This is a genomic window from Streptomyces sp. NPDC096046 (assembly GCF_040303285.1).
In the GTDB taxonomy this organism is placed as follows: Bacteria; Actinomycetota; Actinomycetes; order Streptomycetales; family Streptomycetaceae; genus Streptomyces.
Genome location: NZ_JBEOSZ010000082.1, coordinates 1 through 19,080 on the forward strand (window position 1 = coordinate 1; position 19,080 = coordinate 19,080).

21 protein-coding genes and 3 pseudogenes are annotated in these 19,080 nt (G+C 71.8%); 8 read left to right on the plus strand and 16 right to left on the minus strand.

Annotated elements, in window-relative coordinates; genetic code table 11:
* Nucleotides 1-91 precede the first annotated feature (91 nt).
* The 3 genes from ABTX62_RS36360 to ABTX62_RS36370 all read right to left on the minus strand — a co-directional run bounded on the left by ABTX62_RS36360 (nt 92) and on the right by ABTX62_RS36370 (nt 2,548).
* Entirely contained in the window at nt 92-1,072 is a 981-nt protein-coding gene (locus ABTX62_RS36360; protein WP_352120185.1) for a TerC family protein, read from the minus strand.
* 83 nt (nt 1,073-1,155) lie between these two features.
* Nucleotides 1,156-1,800 carry a phosphoribosyltransferase gene (locus tag ABTX62_RS36365; RefSeq protein WP_352120186.1) on the minus strand — a complete coding sequence of 215 codons (645 nt, stop codon included), beginning with the start codon at nt 1,798-1,800 and terminating at the stop codon, nt 1,156-1,158.
* Nucleotides 1,801-1,888: 88 nt separating this feature from the next.
* Nucleotides 1,889-2,548: a dienelactone hydrolase family protein gene (locus ABTX62_RS36370; protein WP_352120187.1), complete on the minus strand. Its 660-nt coding sequence runs from the start codon at nt 2,546-2,548 to the stop codon at nt 1,889-1,891.
* A 118-nt stretch (nt 2,549-2,666) separates the two neighbouring features.
* Between ABTX62_RS36370 and ABTX62_RS36375 the strand changes: the two genes are divergently transcribed.
* From ABTX62_RS36375 to ABTX62_RS36385, 3 genes are read left to right on the plus strand one after another with little or no spacing between them, the layout of a single operon-like run.
* Complete coding sequence (locus ABTX62_RS36375) at nt 2,667-3,656, plus strand: GlxA family transcriptional regulator (RefSeq protein WP_352120188.1); 990 nt, start codon at nt 2,667-2,669, stop codon at nt 3,654-3,656.
* Complete coding sequence (locus tag ABTX62_RS36380) at nt 3,653-4,255, plus strand: DJ-1/PfpI family protein (protein WP_352120189.1); 603 nt, start codon at nt 3,653-3,655, stop codon at nt 4,253-4,255. The genes ABTX62_RS36375 and ABTX62_RS36380 overlap by 4 nt, the downstream gene beginning before the upstream one ends.
* Before the next feature lie 56 nt (nt 4,256-4,311).
* Complete coding sequence (locus ABTX62_RS36385; RefSeq protein ID WP_352120190.1) at nt 4,312-4,767, plus strand: archease; 456 nt, start codon at nt 4,312-4,314, stop codon at nt 4,765-4,767.
* Between the two features lie 286 nt (nt 4,768-5,053).
* On the opposite strand, the gene ABTX62_RS36390 is transcribed toward ABTX62_RS36385, so the two are convergent.
* Nucleotides 5,054-6,073: a sigma-70 family RNA polymerase sigma factor gene (locus ABTX62_RS36390; protein ID WP_352120191.1), complete on the minus strand. Its 1,020-nt coding sequence runs from the start codon at nt 6,071-6,073 to the stop codon at nt 5,054-5,056.
* Nucleotides 6,074-6,179: 106 nt separating this feature from the next.
* On the opposite strand from ABTX62_RS36390, the gene ABTX62_RS36395 reads away from it, so the two are divergent.
* Together ABTX62_RS36395 and ABTX62_RS36400 are read left to right on the plus strand one after the other, a co-directional pair.
* The gene (locus ABTX62_RS36395; RefSeq protein ID WP_283968552.1) at nt 6,180-6,632 is read left to right on the plus strand and encodes a YbhB/YbcL family Raf kinase inhibitor-like protein; all 453 of its coding nucleotides are present in this window, start codon (nt 6,180-6,182) and stop codon (nt 6,630-6,632) included.
* Nucleotides 6,633-6,772: 140 nt separating this feature from the next.
* Nucleotides 6,773-8,032: an MFS transporter gene (locus tag ABTX62_RS36400; protein ID WP_352120192.1), complete on the plus strand. Its 1,260-nt coding sequence runs from the start codon at nt 6,773-6,775 to the stop codon at nt 8,030-8,032.
* A gap of 16 nt (nt 8,033-8,048) precedes the next feature.
* Here the strand turns inward: ABTX62_RS36400 and ABTX62_RS36405 are convergent, their stop codons facing one another.
* The 6 genes from ABTX62_RS36405 to ABTX62_RS36430 form a co-directional block, all read right to left on the minus strand.
* On the minus strand, nt 8,049-8,477 hold the full coding sequence (locus ABTX62_RS36405; RefSeq protein WP_352120193.1) for a VOC family protein: 429 nt from the start codon (nt 8,475-8,477) through the stop codon (nt 8,049-8,051).
* A 42-nt stretch (nt 8,478-8,519) separates the two neighbouring features.
* Nucleotides 8,520-8,756 carry a hypothetical protein gene (locus tag ABTX62_RS36410; protein WP_352120194.1) on the minus strand — a complete coding sequence of 79 codons (237 nt, stop codon included), beginning with the start codon at nt 8,754-8,756 and terminating at the stop codon, nt 8,520-8,522.
* Between the two features lie 187 nt (nt 8,757-8,943).
* Complete coding sequence (locus ABTX62_RS36415; protein WP_352120195.1) at nt 8,944-9,798, minus strand: transglycosylase SLT domain-containing protein; 855 nt, start codon at nt 9,796-9,798, stop codon at nt 8,944-8,946.
* Nucleotides 9,683-10,501, minus strand: a complete 819-nt coding sequence (locus ABTX62_RS36420; RefSeq protein ID WP_352120196.1) for a protein kinase family protein — start codon at nt 10,499-10,501, stop codon at nt 9,683-9,685. The genes ABTX62_RS36415 and ABTX62_RS36420 overlap by 116 nt, the downstream gene beginning before the upstream one ends.
* Nucleotides 10,498-11,295 (minus strand): serine/threonine protein kinase, encoded by a 798-nt coding sequence (locus ABTX62_RS36425; RefSeq protein ID WP_352120197.1) that lies wholly within the window; start codon nt 11,293-11,295, stop codon nt 10,498-10,500. Before ABTX62_RS36425 ends, ABTX62_RS36420 begins: the two co-directional genes overlap by 4 nt.
* A 368-nt stretch (nt 11,296-11,663) precedes the next feature.
* Nucleotides 11,664-12,572 (minus strand): SCO2400 family protein, encoded by a 909-nt coding sequence (locus tag ABTX62_RS36430; protein WP_352120198.1) that lies wholly within the window; start codon nt 12,570-12,572, stop codon nt 11,664-11,666.
* A 344-nt stretch (nt 12,573-12,916) separates the two neighbouring features.
* Here ABTX62_RS36430 and ABTX62_RS36435 point away from each other — a divergent pair, with 344 nt between their 5' ends.
* The gene (locus tag ABTX62_RS36435) at nt 12,917-13,366 is read left to right on the plus strand and encodes a spore-associated protein (RefSeq protein ID WP_352120199.1); all 450 of its coding nucleotides are present in this window, start codon (nt 12,917-12,919) and stop codon (nt 13,364-13,366) included.
* A 202-nt stretch (nt 13,367-13,568) separates the two neighbouring features.
* Here the strand turns inward: ABTX62_RS36435 and ABTX62_RS36440 are convergent.
* From ABTX62_RS36440 to ABTX62_RS36460, 5 genes and pseudogenes are all read right to left on the minus strand, one after another.
* Nucleotides 13,569-14,809 (minus strand): annotated as a pseudogene (locus tag ABTX62_RS36440) (IS3 family transposase).
* A gap of 12 nt (nt 14,810-14,821) precedes the next feature.
* Nucleotides 14,822-14,992 carry a hypothetical protein gene (locus ABTX62_RS36445; RefSeq protein WP_502998082.1) on the minus strand — a complete coding sequence of 57 codons (171 nt, stop codon included), beginning with the start codon at nt 14,990-14,992 and terminating at the stop codon, nt 14,822-14,824.
* 213 nt (nt 14,993-15,205) lie between these two features.
* Nucleotides 15,206-15,844 carry an acetate--CoA ligase family protein gene (locus ABTX62_RS36450; RefSeq protein WP_352120203.1) on the minus strand — a complete coding sequence of 213 codons (639 nt, stop codon included), beginning with the start codon at nt 15,842-15,844 and terminating at the stop codon, nt 15,206-15,208.
* Between the two features lie 438 nt (nt 15,845-16,282).
* A complete protein-coding gene (locus ABTX62_RS36455; RefSeq protein ID WP_352120200.1) occupies nt 16,283-16,468 on the minus strand; it encodes a hypothetical protein in 186 nt (61 codons plus the stop codon).
* A gap of 420 nt (nt 16,469-16,888) precedes the next feature.
* On the minus strand, nt 16,889-17,353 hold the full coding sequence (locus ABTX62_RS36460) for a MarR family winged helix-turn-helix transcriptional regulator (RefSeq protein WP_352120201.1): 465 nt from the start codon (nt 17,351-17,353) through the stop codon (nt 16,889-16,891).
* A 157-nt stretch (nt 17,354-17,510) separates the two neighbouring features.
* On the opposite strand from ABTX62_RS36460, the gene ABTX62_RS36465 reads away from it, so the two are divergent.
* The gene (locus ABTX62_RS36465; protein ID WP_352120202.1) at nt 17,511-18,455 is read left to right on the plus strand and encodes an NmrA/HSCARG family protein; all 945 of its coding nucleotides are present in this window, start codon (nt 17,511-17,513) and stop codon (nt 18,453-18,455) included.
* A gap of 126 nt (nt 18,456-18,581) precedes the next feature.
* Nucleotides 18,582-18,890 (plus strand): annotated as a pseudogene (locus ABTX62_RS36470) (pirin-like C-terminal cupin domain-containing protein); the annotation flags it as partial.
* 95 nt (nt 18,891-18,985) lie between these two features.
* Here the strand turns inward: ABTX62_RS36470 and ABTX62_RS36475 are convergent.
* Nucleotides 18,986-19,080, minus strand: a pseudogene (locus ABTX62_RS36475) (phosphatidylserine decarboxylase); the annotation flags it as partial.

The window sequence follows — 19,080 nt, forward strand, 5'->3', positions numbered from 1 at the left end:
AAGTACACCCAGTACGAGGGCTTGCACCCGGCACGCCGAGAGCACGCACCGGACGCCGCTCCTTGACGGGCAAACGTTGCCTGCCGCGGCACTAGGAGGACTCGGGGGCGGACGGTGCCGCCGCCTCGGCCGCCTGCTTCTTCGACGCCCGCAGACTCGTGAACGTCGTCACCGCCAGGACCAGCACGATGAAGCCCAGCGAGAACGGGATGCCGATCTCGGGCACGTGCACGCCCGACTCGTGCAGCGCGTGCAGCACCAGCTTCACGCCGATGAAACCGAGGATGATCGACAGGCCGTAGGAGAGGTGGACCAGCTTCTTCAGCAGGCCGCCGATGAGGAAGTACAGCTGGCGCAGGCCCATGAGCGCGAAGGCGTTCGCGGTGAACACGATGTAGGGGTCCTGCGTCAGGCCGTAGATGGCCGGGATGGAGTCGAGGGCGAACAGCACGTCGGTGGAGCCGATGGCGAGCATCACGACCAGCATCGGGGTCATGATCCGCTTGCCGTTCTCGATGATGAACAGCTTCGTGCCGTGATAGCGGTCGGCCACGCCGAAGCGCTGCTCCGCCATCTTCAGCAGCTTGTTCTCCTGGTACTCCTCCTCGTGGTCCTGGGTGCGCGCGTCCTGGACCAGCTTCCAGGCGGTCCAGATCAGGAACGCGCCGAAGAGGTAGAAGACCCAGGAGAAGGCGGAGATGATCGCCGCGCCGGCCGCGATGAACACGGCCCGCAGGACCAGGGCCATCAGGACGCCCACCATCAGTACCCGCTGCTGGTACTGCGTGGGCACCGCGAACTTCCCCATGATCAGGACGAAGACGAAGAGGTTGTCGACGCTGAGCGACTTCTCGGTGATGTACCCGGCGAAGAACTCGCCGGTGGGCCCGCTCCCACCGAAGTACCACAGCCCCACGCCGAACAGCAGGGCCAGGACGATCCACACCACCGTCCACGTCCCGGCTTCTCTGATGGACACGTCGTGCGGCTTGCGGCCGACGAAGAAGTCGACGGCGACGAGCACGCACAGGGCTGCCACGGTCAGCAGCCACACGGACAGCGAGACGTTCACTGTTGCTCCTGGTGCAGGTGGGGGGAAGGACATCCTTGTCCCCGGTGGCTGGATTCCGCCACTCCTGCCAGATGAACAATGGGTCAAAGCTGCACGTGGAGGGCTTCCAGGACGTCCTGGTCCGTCAGCTGGTCGAAGTTCTCGTACCACAGGCCCACGGCCGTGAACGCGGCCGGCCGGTGCAGGCAGATCACCTCGTCGGCCTCCGCCCGCATCAGACCGGCTCCCTCCGGAGAGCACACGGGCGCGGCCAGCAGCACGCGTGCGGGCGCCTGACGGCGTACGAAGCGCAGCGCGGCGCGGGCCGTGGAGCCGGTCGCCAGACCGTCGTCGACGACGATCACGGTCCGTCCGCGCAGCTCCGGCGCGGGCCGTCCCCGCCGGTACAGCCGTTCGCGGCGGCGCAGTTCGGCTCGCTCGCGTTCGATGACGGGGGCGAGGGCCGCCTCGCTGATGCCGAGGTGGCGCAGGGCCTGCTCGTCAAGCAGCGGCACCTCGTCCCCGGCCATCGCGCCGACGCCGAGCTCCTCATGGCGGGGCGCCCCGATCTTGCGTACGACGAGCACGTCGAGCGGGGCGTCCAGCGCGGCGGCGACCTCGCGCGCCACGGCGACACCACCGCGGGGCAGGGCGAGGACGAGGGGGTCGGGCAGGCCCCCCTCGCGCTGCCGGACGCGCAGTGTTTCGGCCAGTTCCTCACCGGCGTGCCGACGATCACGGAACCGCATGACGGTCACCTCTTCCCGCACGGAGAGGCCTTCGGCCGGTCCGCCTCCCGCGTACCCCCGGTCCGGCGGGGCGATGCGGGCCCGGCGGTCACCGGCCGTCGGCGGTTCGCAGCTGCTCGTCGCACCACTGCCGGGCCGCGTCGGTGACCTGGTCGAGTGCCCCCGGTTCCTCGAACAGGTGGGTGGCGCCGGGCACCAGGCGGAGGGTGTGCGGTCCGGGCAGCCGCCGGGCGGCCTCCTGGTTGAGCCGCAGCACGTGGGTGTCCCGGCCGCCCACGATCAGCAGCACCGGGGCCCGTACGGTGTCCAGGGCCTCGCCCGCGAGGTCGGGCCGTCCGCCGCGCGAGACGACCGCCCGTACCCGGTGGGGTCGCCGCGCCGCGGCGACCAGGGCCGCGCCCGCGCCGGTGCTGGCGCCGAACAGGACGACGGGCAGCTCCGAGGTGCCGGGCTGCCGCGCCAGCCAGTCGAGGGCGTCCGTCAGCCGGCGGCCCAACAGGGCGATGTCGAAGCGGAGTTCGGCGGTGACGGCGTCCTGGCGTTCCTCCTCCTCGGTGAGCAGGTCGATCAGCAGGGTGCCGAATCCGGCGGCGCGCAGACCGGCGGCGACCTCGCGGTTGCGGGGGCTGTGCCGGGAGCTGCCGCTGCCGTGCGCGAACAGCACGACCGCACGGGCGTCCGCCGGCACGGCCAGATCGCCGGTCAGCCCGACACCGCCCGCGGACACGGTGACGGTCCGGGAGATCATCGTCAGCCTCCTCTCCCCACGCCTCCCGTGGTACCCGCTCCGGGAGGGACGTCCCATGGCGCGATCTGTGGGATGCGTGTCGTTGACGCCGTGCCGACGGCCGGTGGAACGTGAGGTCGTGACCGATCGCCGTGTTGTCTTCGTCGTCTTCGACGGCTTCCAGCCGCTCGACCTCACCGGGCCGCACGAGGTGTTCCACAGTGCGGGCGAGTACGCCTGCGAGGTCGTGGCCACAGGGGCGGGGCCGGTCCGGGCGGTGAGCGGGCTGCTCGTGCACGCCGGGCACGGCGTGGCGGACCTCGACCCCACCGGGACGGACACCCTCGTGGTGGTCGGGGGCCGGGGCGTCGACCGGGCGCGGGAGGACGAGGCACTGGTCGCCTGGGTCGCCGCCGCCGCGTCCGGTGCCCGGCGGGTGGCCTCGGTGTGCAGCGGGGCCTTCCTGCTGGCCGCCGCGGGGCTGCTGGAGGGGCGGCGGGTCACCACGCATTGGGCCCGCGGGGAGCAGTTGGCCCGGGAGCATCCCGAGGTGCGCGTGGACTGCGAGCCGATCTTCGTCCGGGACGGGCGGGTGTGGACGTCGGCCGGGGTGACGGCCGGGATGGATCTGGCGCTCGCCCTGGTGGAGGACGATCTGGGCCGGGACGTCGCGCACGAGGTGGCCCGTCGGCTGGTGCTGTTCCTGCGCCGCCCGGGGGGCCAGTCGCAGTTCAGTGTGGCGCTGTGGTCACGGCAGCCGGCGACGGACCCGGTGCGGGCCGCCGTCACCGCGATCCACGCCGATCCGGGCGCCCGGCACGACATCGCCGGCCTCGCCGCGCACGCGGGGCTGAGCCCTCGGCACCTGCAGCGCCGTTTCACCGCCGAACTGGGCGCACCGCCGGCGGCGTATGTCGAGCGGGTGCGCGTCGAGGCGGCGCAGCGCGCGCTCACGGACGGGGACGAGCCGGTCGAGACCATCGCCCGCCGCTACGGCTTCTCCACGGCCGAGACCCTGCGCCGTACGTTCCACCGCCGGCTCGGTGTCGCGCCGTCGGAATACCGCGCCAGGTTCCGCTCCACCGCGGGGTCCCTGGCCGATCCCGCAGAGGAAGGAAGAAGCGCGTGACGACCTATGGCCTGCTGGTTTTCGAGGACGCGGAGGAGCTCGACTTCGTGGGGCCCTGGGAGGTGTTCACCGTCTCGGCCCGGCTCCGGGCGAGCGGCGACTCGGCCGTGCTCATCGCCGAGCACCCCGGGCCGGTGCGGTGCAACAAGGGCCTGCGCGTCCTGCCCGGCCACACCCTCGACGATCATCCGCCGCTGGACGTGCTGCATGTACCGGGAGGGCGCGGCGCGCGTGAGGTCCAGCCGCACAACCCGGTGGTCACCGACTGGATCGGGAAGACGGCGGAGCGGACCGCATGGGTGCACGGGGTGTGCACCGGAACGTTTCTGCTGCATGCCGCCGGGCCCGCCCGGGGGCGTCGGGTGGCCACACACCGGAGCTACGAGGACGCCTTGGAGGCGCGGGGGGACGTGACCGTCGTCCGGGACGCCCGCTACGTCGTGGACGGCGACCTGGTCACCAGCCAGGGCGTCTCCGCCGGTATCGACAGTGCGTTGTGGCTGGTGGGGCGGTTGCACGGGCGGGAGCACGCGCGGGAGGTGCGGCGCAGTGTGCAGTACGATCCGGCACCGCCGTATCTCGCGGACGAGCCCGTTTGATCGACACGGCGGGGCCGGCGCCGCATGGGTGGGCGAGCCCCGGGCAGGCGATGTCCATGGGCGGTGACACGGGCGACGGCGGGCAAGGGCGGCAGCCGGGCGAGTGCGGGCACCGGGCGGTGCCGCATCCGGGCGACATCCGGATCGAGGCGTGGGCGGCGTGCCGGGAGCATTGTCTGGCGGAGGCCGTCCTGGCGATGGTGGAGTGTTTCGCGGACGTCTCCGGGGTGCGGGCCACCGCTGTGGACCGGGTGCGGCTGCCCGAGGCCAGCGACGACGACCTGCTCGCCTCGCTGCTGGACGAGATCATCTTCCGGCTGGAGGTGTACGGCCAGGTGCCCGTGGACGTGGAGGCGGACGAGGCCGACGGCGGCCTGGACGTACGCCTGGCGGTCACCGGCATCGCCGACGTGGAGATCACGGGGGCGATGCCGACGGCGGTGGTGTGGAACCGGCTGCGGATCGGGCCGGATCCCTTCGGGTGGTCGTGCGCGGTGACGGTCGACGCCTGACCTCGGCGGCGGGGCTGTCGGTCACGGCGGCCGGCCGACCGCGGGCACGAGGACCACGACATCGACGGGCGCATCGGCATCCGTGCACTCGCGGCCGGCACCCTCACCCCGGTCACGCCCTGTCCACGCCGTTGGTCAAGCGGCAGCGCCCGGTCTCGCACGTCGTCGCGGGCGACCTGGCCTGCGGTCGTCGCGGCGCCGGAGGTCGTAGCGCGAGGCGGGACGGGCGGGGCGTCAGGCCGCCTCGGCGCCGGACGTCGTGGCGCGAGGCGGGACGGGCGGGGCGTCAGCCCGCCCAGGCCACCAGCCGTTCGCGCCGGCCCGGTTCCCGCAGCCGGGCGAGCGACTCCTTCTCGAGTTGGCGTACCCGCTCGCGGGTCAGACCGACGCGCCGCGCGACCTCGTTCAGGGTGCGGGGATGCCCGTCGTGCAGCCCGTAGCGCAGGCTGAGGATCATCGCCTCGCGGGGCGCGAGCGTGCCGACGGCCTCGCGGAGTTCCTCGGCGAGCGCCCGGAACTCGGCCGCCTCCGGGGCCCGGAGCACCTCGGTGTCGGCGATGAGGTCGCCGACGACGGTCTCGCCCTGGTCGTCCACCGGTGTGTCCAGGCTGACGGCGTCCCGTCCGACATGGCGCAGCCAGCCGATCCTGTCCTCGGCGAGGCCGCTCTCGCGGGCCACCTCCTCGACGGTCGGCTCCCGTTCGAGGTCGAGTCGCAGCCGCCGCTCGACCTTGGCGATCTTCTGCAACTGCTCCACGACGTGCATCGGCAACCGTACGGAGCGGGCGTGCGCGGCCAGGCCCCGTTCGATCGCCTGGCGGATCCACCAGGTCGCGTACGTGGAGAACTTGAAGCCCTTGGTGTGGTCGAACTTCTCCACGGCCCGGATCAGCCCCAGGTTGCCCTCCTGGATGACGTCCAGGAGGGGCAGACCGCGGTGGGCGTGCCGCTTGGCCATCGACACGACGAGCCGGAGATTGGCGCGGACCATGTGGTCCTTGGCCGCCTGCCCGCCGCGCACGGCGTCCTCCAGTTCCCGGCGCCGCTTCGCCGTGAGGCCGCGTTCACCGGCGTCGGCCAGGTCCAGCTCCTCCAGCGCCCGGACGCCTGTCTCCATCCGCCGGGCCAGCCGCACCTCGTCCTCCGCGGTGAGCAGCGGGGTCGCCGAGATCTGTGCGAGGTACCGGCCGAGGAGGTCCGGTTCCTCGTCGGGCTCGGGGATGCGGCTGCGCAGCCGCGCGGTGCGGGCGGGGGCGCGGCGGTCCTCCCGGACCTCGTCCGCGGTGTGTTCTGCCAGGGGGGACATCGTCGGGTTCCTCACTCCCCCGCCTCGTTCGCTCGCCCTGCCGGGTACCCGGGGGATCCGGTCGCGAACCGTGTGCCCCGCGACCCCCGGGGGTACCCCGGGCGGCATGACCGGCATCGAACTCAGCAGCGACGCGTTCAACGACCACTCCTTCATCGCGCGTCGGCACTCCTACGAGGGACCGAACATCTCTCCGCCGCTGACCTGGAGCGGTGTACCGGACGACGCGGCCGAATTGGTCCTGCTGTGCGAGGATCCCGACGCCCCGTCGGGGACCTTCGCGCACTGGGTCGTGGTCGGCATCGACCCGCACAGCGACGGCGTCGGGGCCGGGCAGAGCCCGCCGGGCGGCACGGAACTCATCAACGGCTACGGGCAGCACGGCTGGGGCGGCCCGCATCCGCCGCCGGGTGACGACGCCCACCACTACGTCTTCCGGCTCTACGCCCTGTCCGAACCGTGCGTCCTGCCCGACGCCCCGCGCGCGGACCAGGTGCACGAGGAGGTCGAGCGGCGCCGCCTGGCGGACGGGACCCTGGTGGGGCTGTACCAGCGCTGAGGTCCCACGCCCCACACCGTGTCACAACGGTTGGTTGTGGTGCGGGCGGGATGCGGTTGTTTGCTCGGCCTGCCGGCTTCTCGCTTGGATGACTCCCGGACAACATCGGGTTGTCCGGGTGAGCGGGGAGTGCGCGGGGGATGGCGGGCAGACGGTCGCTGGGGCGACGGTTCGGGTGGCTGTGGGGCGCGTACGCGGTCAGCACGGCGGGCACATGGCTCGCCTTCGACGCGTTCGCCCTGATCGCGGTCCTGGCGCTGGACGCCGGGCCGACGCAGGTGTCGCTGCTGGCCGCGGTGGGACCGGCGGTCGGCGCGGCGGTGTCGGTGCCGCTCGGGCCGTGGGTGGAGATCCGCCGCAAACGGCCGGTGATGATCGCTGCGGACCTGGTCCGGTGTGTGATGCTGCTGAGCATCCCCGTGGCGTTCACCGCCGGCCGGCTGGGCTTCGGCCAGTTGCTGCTGGTGTCGGTGGCCGTGGCGGCGGCCGACATCACCTTCAACGCGGCGGCCGGGGCGTTCCTCAAGGACCTGCTGCCGCGGCGGGACCTGCTCGTCGCGAACGGACGCTTCGAGGCGACGACCTGGACCGCCAGCATGGTCGGCCCGCCGCTGGGAGGGGCCGCGATCGGCCTGTTCGGACCCGTGACGACGGTGGTGGCCGACGCCGTGAGCCATCTGCTCTCGGCGATCGGCATCCGGGCCATCGGCGACACCGAGAAGCACCCGACACGGTCGCGCCCCCCGGTGCCCCGGACCGGTGAACTGCTCGACGGCTGGCGCCACATCCTGGCCGACCCGGCCCTGCGCCCGCTGTTCCTCAACTCGCTCCTGGTGAACTCCCTGATCATGGCGGCCTCTCCGCCGCTGCTGGTCCTGATGGTCGACGACCTGCACTTCGCGCCGTGGCAGTACGCCCTCGCCTTCGCGGTGCCCTGCACCGGCGGCCTGCTCGGCTCCCGTCTGGCTCCGCGCCTCGTCGCACGCCACGGCCTCCACCGCGTCCTGCTCACCGCGGGGGCGCTCCGGGCCTGCTGGCCGATCGGCCTGGCCTTCACCGGTCCCGGGGTGCCCGGCCTGGCGCTGATCATGCTGGTCGAGTTCGGCCTGATCACCTGCTGCGGCGTGTTCAACCCGGTCCTCGCCACCCACCGCCTCGACCGCACCCCCGGGGACCGGGTCACCCGCACCCTGGCCGCCTGGTCGGCCACCGGCAAGGCCACCACCGCCGCGACGACCGCCCTGTGGGGAGTGCTGGCCGCCCGGACCGGTCCCCGGACGGCCATCGCACTGGCCGGTGCCCTGCTGCTCGCCACGCCGCTGCTGCTCCCGCGCCGGGAGCAGGCCACGGGGGCCGGTTCCGAACCGGCCCCCGTGACCGTGCAGTCGGACGACGGCTGACCGGCCCGGGGCCGATTCAGACCGCCCCGGGCACGTCCTCCGTGACCCCGTTCAGCTCCGAGGCCGGATCCGTGCCGTACGGGCGGGTGAGTATCTCCATGCCGTGGCCCGCCGGGTCCAGGAAGTAGACGCCCCGGCCGCCGTCGTTGCGGTTGATGCGACCGGGATGATTGCCGTGCGGGTCGGCCTGGAGGGGCACGCGGGCCTTCACCAGGCGCGCCAGGGCCTCGTCGAACTCGTCCTCGGAGACGAGGAACGCGTAGTGCTGCATGGGGATGTCGGCGTCGATGGTGAGGAAGTCCAGCGTGACGCCGTTGTCGGTCGTCACCGGCAGGAAGACCCCGGTCGGTGCGCCGACCTTCAGTCCCAGGATGTCTGCGAGGAAATGAGCGGACTTCTCCCGGTCACGGGACAGGACGATGGTGTGGTTGAACTCGACTGACACGGTTGAATGCCTCCACGGGCATCTCCGCGGCGCCTCCATGCCTCACCCGGCCGGTGACCGGCACGCGATGCCGCGCGGTGGATCGTAGACAGCGGTGGCGGGGGGCGTCGAGCGGTTTTCGGCCGTGTCGCGGGGTACGGCCGCGCAGCCGGGCCGGGAGTTCTCGATCCGGGCGAACGAGCCGCACTTGTCGGAGTAGAAGTACTTCAGGGCCATGCCCTCGGCGTACTGGGTGGGCCCCGATCTGCCGGGCTGATCCGGGGCGTTCGGGACGGGCACGTGCGGCTCCCGGGCGGCGATCTCGGGAGCGCGGAAGGAAGCCGCCCCCGCTCCCCGCGCCGCCGCGGCCGTGCCGGACAACCGGCTGCCGAACGTCCCGGAGTGCGGCCTGCCGCTGCCGTGACGGGAACGGGGGACGAGCGGTGGGCGGGGCCTCGGCCCCGTCCACCGCTCGCGCTCGTGCGGCTCAGCGCTGGTACTCGGCGAGGTAGCGCATCACCTTGTCCACGTGCGGCCGTACCCGCTCCGGTACGCCGCGCTCCTCGATGACCGTGCGGTCACTGGTGCGGTAGCCGGCCGCGACGAGCGCGGGCAGTTCCTTCTTCGGCAGCCCGGCCTGTTTGAAGCGCTGGTCGAGCCAGCACACGTACAGGCTCATGGTGGAGATCGCGTCCGGCGGCGACATGTGGTCCTTGTCGCCGTCGCCGTCCCCGTCCACGGCCCAGGCGCGGAACACCGACGGTGTCCACATGGCGATGCCGTACTCCTCGCTCTCCGGGCGGGAGGCGTTGGGGTCGAAGTCGCTCTCCGCCTTGACCAGCGCGGCGAGCAGGGCGGGCGTGATCTCCTCGTCGGTGCAGCGGTGCGCCGCGCGGGCGATGACGGGGCGCAGTTCCTCGGGCACGTCGGAGTCCTCGGGGATCTCGCCGGCCGGCGGGCCGGACGTGGGCGTACCGGTGGCGGCGGGGATGTCGCGGCCTTCGTCCCGGGTGCCGCCTCCGCCGCCCCCGAGCAGGGCCGCCCCGGCGACCGCGGCGGCGGTCAGGACGACGAGTCCGGCCGCGGCCGCGGGCACCAGGCGTCTTCGGCGGCGGTGCGGGCCGCCGGTGATGGCCTGGACCCGGGCGGCGACACCGGCGGCCGTGTGCGGGAGGCGGGCGGCGTGGTCCGGGGCGAGGCAGTCGGCGATCAGCCGGCGCATGTCCTCACCGAAGCCCGCGTCGAGGCGCAGGGGCGCCGTGCCGCGGGCGTAGGTCTGGGCGGCCAGCGAGCGGGCCCGGGCCGTCGCGCCGGGAAAGGGGTGGAGTCCGCCGGTGAGCACCTGGTGGGCGAGGACGCCGAAGGCCCAGATGTCGGCGGTGGGCCGGACGACGGCGCCCTGGGTGCCGGTGCGCTGCGACCACCACTCGGGGGGGCAGGTGGTCGAGGGTGCCCAGCGGCGGCAAGTGGGCGTGGGTGCCGTCGAGTTCGGCGGTGAGACCGAAGTCGGCCAGCCACACCTGACCGCCGGGGCCCAGCAGGACGTTGGCGGGCTTGAGGTCGCCGTGCACCCAGCCGGCGTCGTGCATGTGGGCGAGTCCGGCGGCGACGCCGCGCAGGACGCGGTCGGCGTCCGCGATCGGCCCGCCCGTCTCCGCGGCGTCCAGTACGTCCTTGAGGCTGGCCTCGGCCCGGTCCATGACCAGCGCGATCGCGCCGTCCAGGGCGGGCAGTTGGGGTGCCTCGACGGTGCACACGGCGTGGGTGCAGACGAGGTGGGGGTGGTCGGCCTCGGCGCTGAAGCGGACCTCGCGGGCCACGAGTTCCCCGAGTGCGGCGCGTTGTCCGGGGCCCAGGGCGCCGGTCGGCAGCACCTTCACCGCCGCGGGCGTTCCGTCGTCGACCTTGCGGGCCTCGTAGACGGTGCCCCAGCCGCCGGAACCGATGACCGGGCCCAGTTCCCATCCGTCCATGCGGAACCCCTCCGGCAGGCCGGGTGGGCGGGGTGCTTCCAGTTCGTCGTCCCGTTCGTCGGGCGTCGTCATGCGCCTGCCTCCTGCGGGTCGGGGAGGCGGCCGGCGCGGCGGGGCGGCAGCAGGCCGAGGTGCTCCTCGCGGACCAGGCCGAAGCGCAGGGCGACGGAGGCGAGCCGGGTGCGCTTGGCGCCGGTGCGACCGCCGTCGGCGGCGGAGTTGGCCTCCTCGCCGGGGTCCAGGCGCAGTTTGGCGAAGGCGAGGTAGTCGATGTGGTAGTTGACCGCGGAGCGGGTGAGGTCCCGGCAGGACTCCAGCGGCCGCAGCCGCTCGACGATCTGCCCGACGCCGGGCAGTGCCGAGTCGGAGGGGTCGCGCAGCCGGGGTTCGCACAGGGCCACCAGGACGAGGAAGTACTTCGACGTGGGGTCCAGGGCGAAGGGGTGGACGGTCTGTTCGCCACCGCCGGGCACGGCCTGCTCGCCGAGATAGGCGTGCTGGGGCGCGAACACCTTGAACGTGGCGGTGCCGGACAGGGCGGGCAGCACCACGCGGGAGAACTCGAAGGGCACGGGTGCCCCGAGCCGCCCCGGCGCGACGGTGAGGTACTCGCCGGCCCCCTCCAGGCTCTCCACCACGTACGAGACGCTGCGGCTGAAGTTGGACAGCCGCCAGTAGTCCCCGGCCGCTTCCAGTTGCCCGGCCCGGCGGGAGACCCCCGGGTCGGGCAGGACGATGCGGACCCCCGTTCGGCCGCGTCCGAAGTCTGCGATGTCCCCCGGCCCCAGGTGGATCAGTTCGGGACTGCCCGTCTCGTCCTCACCCGGCTGGGCGGTTCCGGGCAATTGCACGATGATCGTTTCCACGCGGACTCCCCCGCTGCTGTCGCCCCCGATTTGGTCGCGAGGATTGTACGGTCGGCTTCCGCTTCCCGCGGTACGGGCGGTGCCGCCTCCGCGGGCTGCATTCCGGGCGTCGTGCGACGAACACGCGCTCCCGGCCGGTCGGTCCGGTGCGTCCCGTACGCCTGCACGACATAGCCCTGCGACGAGTGCCGTCTCGACCTCCCGCCGCTCGCGAAAGCACGGGGGCGAGACCGACGTCGGAGTCCGCCCGTCCGCGGCGAACCGATGGGTTCCACCGGAACGTCACCAGCGGTCCGCTCGTCGGTCACGCGCCCGAAGGCACGGAGGGCGGCTGCGGGCGGCCACCGCGTGCCGGTGGCCGCACCTGGTCAGCCGAGGCAGATGACGAGCAGGCAGAGCTCTTTGGACGTGGAGTCGGAGGGAGGCGTCTCGGGCTGGGTGGTCGTCGCGGGCGGGGGCGTCGAGGGGGACGTCGGCTGCTGGGCGTCCTGATCGGCCCCGGCGGCCGGCGGGGCCGTCGGCTCGGTGACCGTCGCACCGGAGGAGCCCGCACCCCCGGTGACGGTGTCGACGGTGTCCGGGACGGTCCTGCGCTGCGGCGATGTGGTCAACGGAAGTTCACGGGGCGCGGCGGCCGTGCCCGTGCGGGTGTCCGACGGGGTGACGCGGGGGTCGGCGGGCCGGGAGTCCTGGTGGCGCGAGGCGCGGTCGGTGCGCGGCGCGGTGGCGGGCGAGGAGCGCGGGGTGTCGTGCCGGGACGACGTCGGTTCGGTGTACGTGGGCGCCTCCCCGGCGGCGCCGCCCATGGTCGTGTCCTGCGGCGTCGTGGCCGCCTGCACGCCGGGCTTGGCGTTCCCCTTCATCGCGGCGACGGTCAAACCACCTCCCACCAGTGCGACCGCCGTCGCCACCACGGCCCGTCGCTGGTTCTTCTTCCAGCGGGCCAGCTGACGACGCCGGGCCGCCCGCCCCTCCGGTCGGGCTTCATAGCCTTCGGCCGTGTCGGTCTCCGAGGGGCCGTGCCCCTCCGGCGAGCCGGAGCCGGTGCTCTCCTGTGGACGGGCGGGCGTCTCGTCCCACACGGCCCCGTCGTGCCAGGTGCCGGTGGCGGGCGGGTACTCCCGGGCGACCGGTCCGCAAGAGGACATGGCGGGCAGGGGGGCCGGCTCCGAACGGCCGCCCGCGGCGGAGGGGTCGATGCCGGGGGCGTGGGCGCCGCACCCCGGGCAGACCAGGGCGCCGTTGAGGTGCCGACGGCACGAGGAGCAGTAGTGCATGTGTGGTTTTCCCGATCTGGCTGTTCCGGCGGCTCGCCGGCCGCGGCCTGGTCACATTCACACGTGGGATCGAGCCGTAACGCTAACGAGACTTTGAAAGGGTGGTGTGCAGCCTGTGTGACATCCCTGCACAGATCCTCTGGATCTCGCGTGTGCCATCGGTGACGCGTGAGTGAACGGGACGGCGTCCGGGAAAGCTCGGGCAGCGCGCCACGGGGCACCCCCTCCGCTTGCATCTCCCTCAACTCCCGTGGTGTTGCCGCGACATGGCGCACAACCCTTGGGGCACCCCGCGGGTCACACCATGCAGGAGCAACCACCTCGAAGAGTTGCATGGGGGAAATATGCGATTCACCCGTTCCATCCTGGCCGCGTCCGCCGTGGCCGCCCTGTCCGCCGGGACCATGACCGCCCTGGCGTCGCCGGCCTCGGCCGCGCCCAACACCACCCCGCAGAAGGTCTGCGGAAGTGGCTACAAGACGGTCAACTCGGCGGCCGTCGGCTCGCTGGGGACCGTCTACCTGACCTACAACGCCTCCAACGGCCAGAACTGCGTGACGACCATCCGCAACAACCCGGGCAAGGCTGTGACCATGTCCGCCTGGATCTCCGTTCCGGACACCGGGGAAGGCCACTACGACGAGGGCCTCTTCACGTCGTACGCCGGACCGGCCTACGTCTACGGCAAGGGTCACTGCGTGGACTGGGGCGGCAGCATCGCCAACACGTACGTGCAGGTGTACGACTCGAACTGCGGCGCCCTGAAGGAGCACCGGGTCACCTTCACCCGCTGACCCCTCTGCGGCCGGGCCCCACGGGAGACCGCGGGGCCCGGCTCTGCCGTGCCGCCCCTACGCCCAGGCCGTCACCGGCACGAACGAGCTGTCCTGCCGGGAACCGGATGACGGTGCCGTCCAGGTTGAGGTGGGTGTAGCCGGCGGCCGCCGCCCGTTCCAGCGCGGTGGACAGTGAACCGCTCCGGGATCGGTGGAGGCTCTATGCGTTGACTCCAGCTGCCGGGTGGGGCTGGAGTTGAGCGTAGTAGTTGGTCTCGTGCTCGTGGGGCGGGATGTCTCCGATCGCCGTGTGGAGGCGCTGGTGGTTGAACCAGTCGACCCATTCCGCGGTGGCGAGTTCGACGTCGGCCAGGCCGTGCCAGGGCCGACGGGGCTTGATCAACTCCGTCTTGTAGAGGCCGATCTGGGACTCCATGAGCGCGTTGTCCAGGGCGTCGCCGACGGTGCCGATCGAAGCATCGATGCCGGCCTCGAGGAGATGAGCGGTGAACGCGAACGACGTGTACTGGCTGCCCGCATCCGAATGATGAACCAGCCCTGGAGCAGCGGGAGTTCCGGCACGATCCCGGCGCCACAGTGCCATGTCGAGGGCGTCCAGGACGAGCTTGCCCGCTTGCTGGTAGAGGCGGACCAGCCGACGATCGCCCGGGAGAACACATCCACGACGAACGCGACGTAGACGATCCCGGACCAGGTGGCGACACAGGTGAAGTCGGCCACCCACCGCTCGTTCGGAGCAGACGCGGTGAAGTCGCGCCTGAGCAGGTCAGCAGCCCGCTCCTGGCCGTCGTCCCGGATGGTGGTGCGGATCTTCTTCCCGCGTCGGGCACCCTCGAGGCCGAGGTCGCGCATCAGCCGGGCGACGGTGCAGCGAGCCACCGGTATGCCTTCGCGGTGCAGCTGCCGCCAGACCTTTCGCACCCCGTAGACGCTGAAGTTGTCCCTGTGAACACGGCTGGTGTGCGTCTTCAGCTCGGCGTCACGGACGGCCCGGGTGCTGGGGGTGCGGTTCTTGGCGGCGTAGTAGGTGCTCGTTGCGATCTTGAGCCCGTGACCGGACAGGACACGGCAGATCGGCTCGACTCCGAACACCTGGCGGTACTCGTCGATGAACGCTACGAGCGCTTCGACGGCCGGTCGAGCTCGGCCGCGAAGAAGCCGACGCCGCCTTCAAGATCTCGTTCGCCCGCCGCAGCTCGGCATTCTCGGCCCGCAGCCGCTTGATCTCAGCAGCTTCCTCGGACGTGACACCGGGCCGCTGACCGGCGTCTACCTCAGCCTTGCGGACCCAGGTCCGCACCGTCTCCGCCGCGCCGATCCCCAGCTTCGCCGCGACAGCCTTCTCGCGGCCCACTCGGTCGGGTAGTTCGGACGGATCTCCGTGACCATGCGCACCGCACGCTCACGAAGCTCAGCAGGGTAGGGGGACGGACGTGCCATGACTCGATCCTCTCAGGGAATCGAGCCTCCATCAGACCCGGAGCGGTTCAGGCCGGCCAGGTCGTTGAGCCGGTCCGCGCGGCGGGCCACCAGGATGAGGTCGTGGTCCGGCGCGAGGAGGCGGGCGTAGGCGGCGCCGATCCCGGAGGAGGCGCCGGTGACGAGAGCGAGCGTACGAGACATGTACCCAGCATTCTTCATGCCCTTTGCGCATGCCAAGTGTTTGATAGGCGTGAAGCGGTGTACTGTGCCGCAGGCAACGAAGAGGATCCGTGGCCGCCTATGCGCCTGGAGAGCAGGGGCCAGGTGGAGCGTCACGACGTTTTGGAGTGTTCGCGGGCAGATCCTCCCGGCCGTTCAGACCAACGAGTCCGCCATCAGGTGAATGCTGAGGCATCAGCCGTCCAATGCGAGTGGAACGGTAGGGAGGATCACGGCGTCCAGTGCGATCAGTCCGTCGGCGGTGAGCCGCAGCGGGTTGATCTCGATCTCGGCGGTGTCGGGGCTGGCGACCAGAGCGCCGGCGAGCGATGAGACGAACCGCCCGAACTGGAGGCGGTCGAGCATCGGCCCGCCGCGCCAGTCGTCGAGCAGGGCGCCGGCGGCCAGGTCGTCGGGCATCGAAGCAGCCTCGGCGACGGACAGCGGGGCGAGTCGGATGGCCACGTCTGCAAGGGCCTCGGCAGCCGTGCCGCCCAGCCCGGCGAGGACGACCGGCCCAAGCATAAGATCGCGGCGCACGCCGAGCAGGAGGTCGAGGCCGACCGGGGCCATGGCCTCCACCAGGTAGCGGCGGTCGGGGCCGATGGCGTCCGGGGCCGCGTCGAGTTCCTCGCGAGTACGCACGCTGAGGTGGACTCCGCCGATCTCCGCCTTGTGGAGGACCACAGCGTCGAGCACCTTGACCGCAAAGGCCCGCCCAGCAGACGCAGGGCATGGCGGGCATCGGCACGGGAGTGGCAGGCGACACGGTCCGGGGTAGGGGTGCCCAGCTCCGCGAGGAACGTCTTGGCGGCGTCCTCGTCCAGCGCCGATGGGGCTGGCTCACGCGGGGGCCCGTCGCCCGGCGTGGCCCGATGCCGTGCGTGCGTCACCTGAGCCCGTACGGCATCGGCACCCGAGGCCGGTCCGATCGGCGCCGGAATCCCCGCCTTGTACAGTCGCGCCCGCTGCTCGGCGACGTCCTCGGGGAGGCCGCCGACGACCACCACGGCCGGACGGCCGCCGCCGAGGCAAGGTCCACCCTGTCGGGCTCGGTCAGGGCGTAGACGGCGAGCAGATCCGCCGCCGGATCCGAGGCCGTGGCGGCGAGGACACCGGCGAAGGTCTCGGCGGGCCGGCCGGTGTCGACCGGATTGCGCTGGTAGGTGAGCGGGGCAGCAGCGCGCTCAACGCGTCCTGTGTCGTCGCAGCCAGCTCCGGCAGGCGGATGCCCGCACGGTCCGCCCCGCAGCCCCGGACCGGCCTGGGCGGTCACGATGCCGAGGCCCGGGCCCGGGTGGGGGTGCAGATCTCCGCACGCAGTTCCGGGAGCGTCGGCTGGTTGATGCCCATCTTGACCGCGAGGCGGGCCAGCGCTCCCGCGTTGACCATCATCCTCTTGGTGCCGATGGACTTGATCCAGTCGAGCATTTCCGGCTGGTAGTCGATGAAGATCACCGCCGCCGAGTTGTCGAACGTGAGCAGTTGGCCCTTCGAGCGGCCACGGGACGCTGCGGCAATCGGCGCCGGTGACCGTCCTTGACGAAGACACCGCGACCTTCATGGCCACGGGCGGGCCTCACGGCCGGTAAATGATGCATCACTGATGCGTCAAGGTCGCGCGCGGCCTGCTGACCGAGCTCGAGGCAAACCCGGGCGGCTCGCTCCTCAACCCCAGCCAGGTCGACGCCACGGGCCAGTGCGCGCGGGGTGAGACAAGACCGCGGAGTGGCGAGAGGTGAGGTACGGCGCCTCACGGGCCGAGGTCGACCGGGAGCAGCTTCGCCGGGACAGGCATTCCGGCTGCCTCATGGGTCCTCTGAGGCGAGCGAAGGCAGGAGTCGGTGGTGTCACCAGAGCGGGGACCGCGGGTCGGGGTCACCGCGGCTCGCTGTCCAGTTGTTCGAGGATGTGGTTGGAGAGCCGTGCGAAGGTGGCGAGTTCGTCCGGGCTGAGGGCGTCGATGACCAGGCGGCGGACCGTGGCCACATGGTGGGGTGCGGCGGCTTCGATGATTGTGCGGCCGGCCGGTGTGACGGCGACGACGGCACCGCGTCCGTCCTCGGCGCATTCTTCCCGGGTCACCAGGCCGCGTTTGGTCATCCTGGCGATCTGGTGGGACAGGCGGCTCTGTTCCCACTCGATGGTGCCGGCGAGGTCCTGGAACCGTTGCCGCCCCTCGGGGGTGTCGGTGAGGGCGACGAGGATCTGGAAGTCGGCGCCGGACAGCTTGTGCGCCTTCAGGTCACGCTCCAGCGTGGCCCAGAGTTTCTGGTGCAGGCGGATGAAGGCACGCCAGGCGTCCTGCTCGGCGGGGCTCAGCCACGCGGGTGTGTCGTTCATGTGCAACGAGTTTACTGGGTGCTTGACACGTCATACACCTGCGCCCTAGCGTACATGACACATCATCTGACACGTCATGCACTTTCAGACGCAGAGATGCATGATGTGTCATGCAATGGGCCGTGTCGCCCCTGAGTCACATAAGAAGGAGAAGGCCGTGGCGGAGAAGAAAGTGATCGCGGTGGTCGGCGCGACCGGTTCCCAGGGCGGCGGGCTGGCCAGGGCGATCCTGGCCGACGCCGACGGCGGGTTCGCGGTACGTGCACTGACCCGCAACCCCGACTCGGACACCGCACGCGAGCTCGCGGCCCTGGGCGCCGAGGTGGTGAAGGCCGACCTCGGCGACCTGCGGAGCCTGACGGATGCGTTCGACGGTGCGCACGGGGCATTTCTGGTGACCAACTTCTGGGCGGACATGTCGCCCGAGCGGGAAAAGCAGGAGGCGGCCACCATGGCCCGGGCCGCCAAGGCCGCCGGTGTGGCCCATGTGATCTGGTCGACGCTGGAGGACACCCGCGACTACATCCCCCTGGACGACGAGCGCATGCCGACGCTGATGGGCAGCTACAAGGTGCCGCACTTCGACGCCAAGGCCGAGGCCAACCAGTTCTTCACCGACGCCGGGGTACCGACCACCTTCCTGCAGACCACCTTCTACTGGGAGAACCTGCTCGGCCCGATGGCGCCGCGACGGGGAGACGACGGCCGGCTCGTGCTGGCCATGCCGATGGCCGACAGCCTGCTCGCCGGCATCGCCGTCGAAGACATCGGCAGGACCGCCTACGGCATCTTCCGCCGCGGCGGCGACCTCATCGGCCGCACCGTGTCCATCGCCGGCGAGCACCTGACCGGCAAGCAGATGGCCGAGCACCTCAGCGCGGCACTGGGCGAAGACGTGGCGTACGTGCCGGTGCCCTTCGACGTGATGCGGGCGCAGCCGTTCCCCGCCGCGGCCGAGTCGGGCAACATGTTCCAGTTCTATGCGGAAGTGCCGCAGTTCAACGCGGTCCGCGACCTCGACGTCGTCCGCGGCCTGAACCCGCAACTGCAGACGTTCCAGCAGTGGCTGGACGCACACAAGCACGCCTTCGCCGCCGCCTGACGGGCGACCCGGCGGATCTTATTCCACGCATCTGATCCCCAGGGCCCCGGCGTTCTCGCGAAATACCGCTTTCGTCCCGCGCATCGGGACGCATCACGAGAACGTCGGGGCCCTGTCCACCTCCCCCTGATACTGCCCTGGCACCCCGGATACAACGCACTGGTCTACGCCCTGGCCGGCGCCGGCACCGTCGGCGCCGAGCACAGGCCGATCCAGGTCGGTCAACTCGCCGTGCACGGGCCCGGGGACGGCCTGCGCCTCACCGCTACGCCGCGGCAGGCTTCACACACCCCGAAGCTGGAGCTGTACGTCATGGGCGGGCAGCCGATTCGTGAACCGGTAGCCCACTACGGCCCGTTCGTCATGAACACCCGCGACGAACTGACCCAGGCCTTCGAGGACTACCAGGCCGGCCGGCTCGGCGTCATCCCCGCCCCCGGCTGCCGCACACCGGATAACCGGCCACCGAATCTCCCGGGTCCGCGGCACCGACCGCACGCCGGGTCCTGTCACCGCGAGTCGGCTCGCGGCTCGATGTCGCCGAGCTCGGTGTCGAAGTGCCAGACGACACGCTCGTTGTTCTCGCTCTCCTTGTTGAAGGCGGGAACGAAGCCACCGGGGATGT

Bases quoted from the DNA above. Each gene is read 5' to 3' on its own strand.
- ABTX62_RS36365 (WP_352120186.1), bottom strand. From the start codon at position 1,800: ATGCGGTTCCGTGATCGTCGGCACGCCGGTGAGGAACTGGCCGAAACA.
- ABTX62_RS36370 (WP_352120187.1), bottom strand. From the start codon at position 2,548: ATGATCTCCCGGACCGTCACCGTGTCCGCGGGCGGTGTCGGGCTGACC.
- ABTX62_RS36385 (WP_352120190.1), top strand. From the start codon at position 4,312: ATGGGCGGTGACACGGGCGACGGCGGGCAAGGGCGGCAGCCGGGCGAG.
- ABTX62_RS36390 (WP_352120191.1), bottom strand. From the start codon at position 6,073: ATGTCCCCCCTGGCAGAACACACCGCGGACGAGGTCCGGGAGGACCGC.
- ABTX62_RS36395 (WP_283968552.1), top strand. From the start codon at position 6,180: ATGACCGGCATCGAACTCAGCAGCGACGCGTTCAACGACCACTCCTTC.
- ABTX62_RS36400 (WP_352120192.1), top strand. From the start codon at position 6,773: ATGGCGGGCAGACGGTCGCTGGGGCGACGGTTCGGGTGGCTGTGGGGC.
- ABTX62_RS36420 (WP_352120196.1), bottom strand. From the start codon at position 10,501: ATGACGACGCCCGACGAACGGGACGACGAACTGGAAGCACCCCGCCCA.
- ABTX62_RS36430 (WP_352120198.1), bottom strand. From the start codon at position 12,572: ATGCACTACTGCTCCTCGTGCCGTCGGCACCTCAACGGCGCCCTGGTC.
- ABTX62_RS36435 (WP_352120199.1), top strand. From the start codon at position 12,917: ATGCGATTCACCCGTTCCATCCTGGCCGCGTCCGCCGTGGCCGCCCTG.
- ABTX62_RS36445 (WP_502998082.1), bottom strand. From the start codon at position 14,992: ATGTCTCGTACGCTCGCTCTCGTCACCGGCGCCTCCTCCGGGATCGGC.
- ABTX62_RS36460 (WP_352120201.1), bottom strand. From the start codon at position 17,353: ATGAACGACACACCCGCGTGGCTGAGCCCCGCCGAGCAGGACGCCTGG.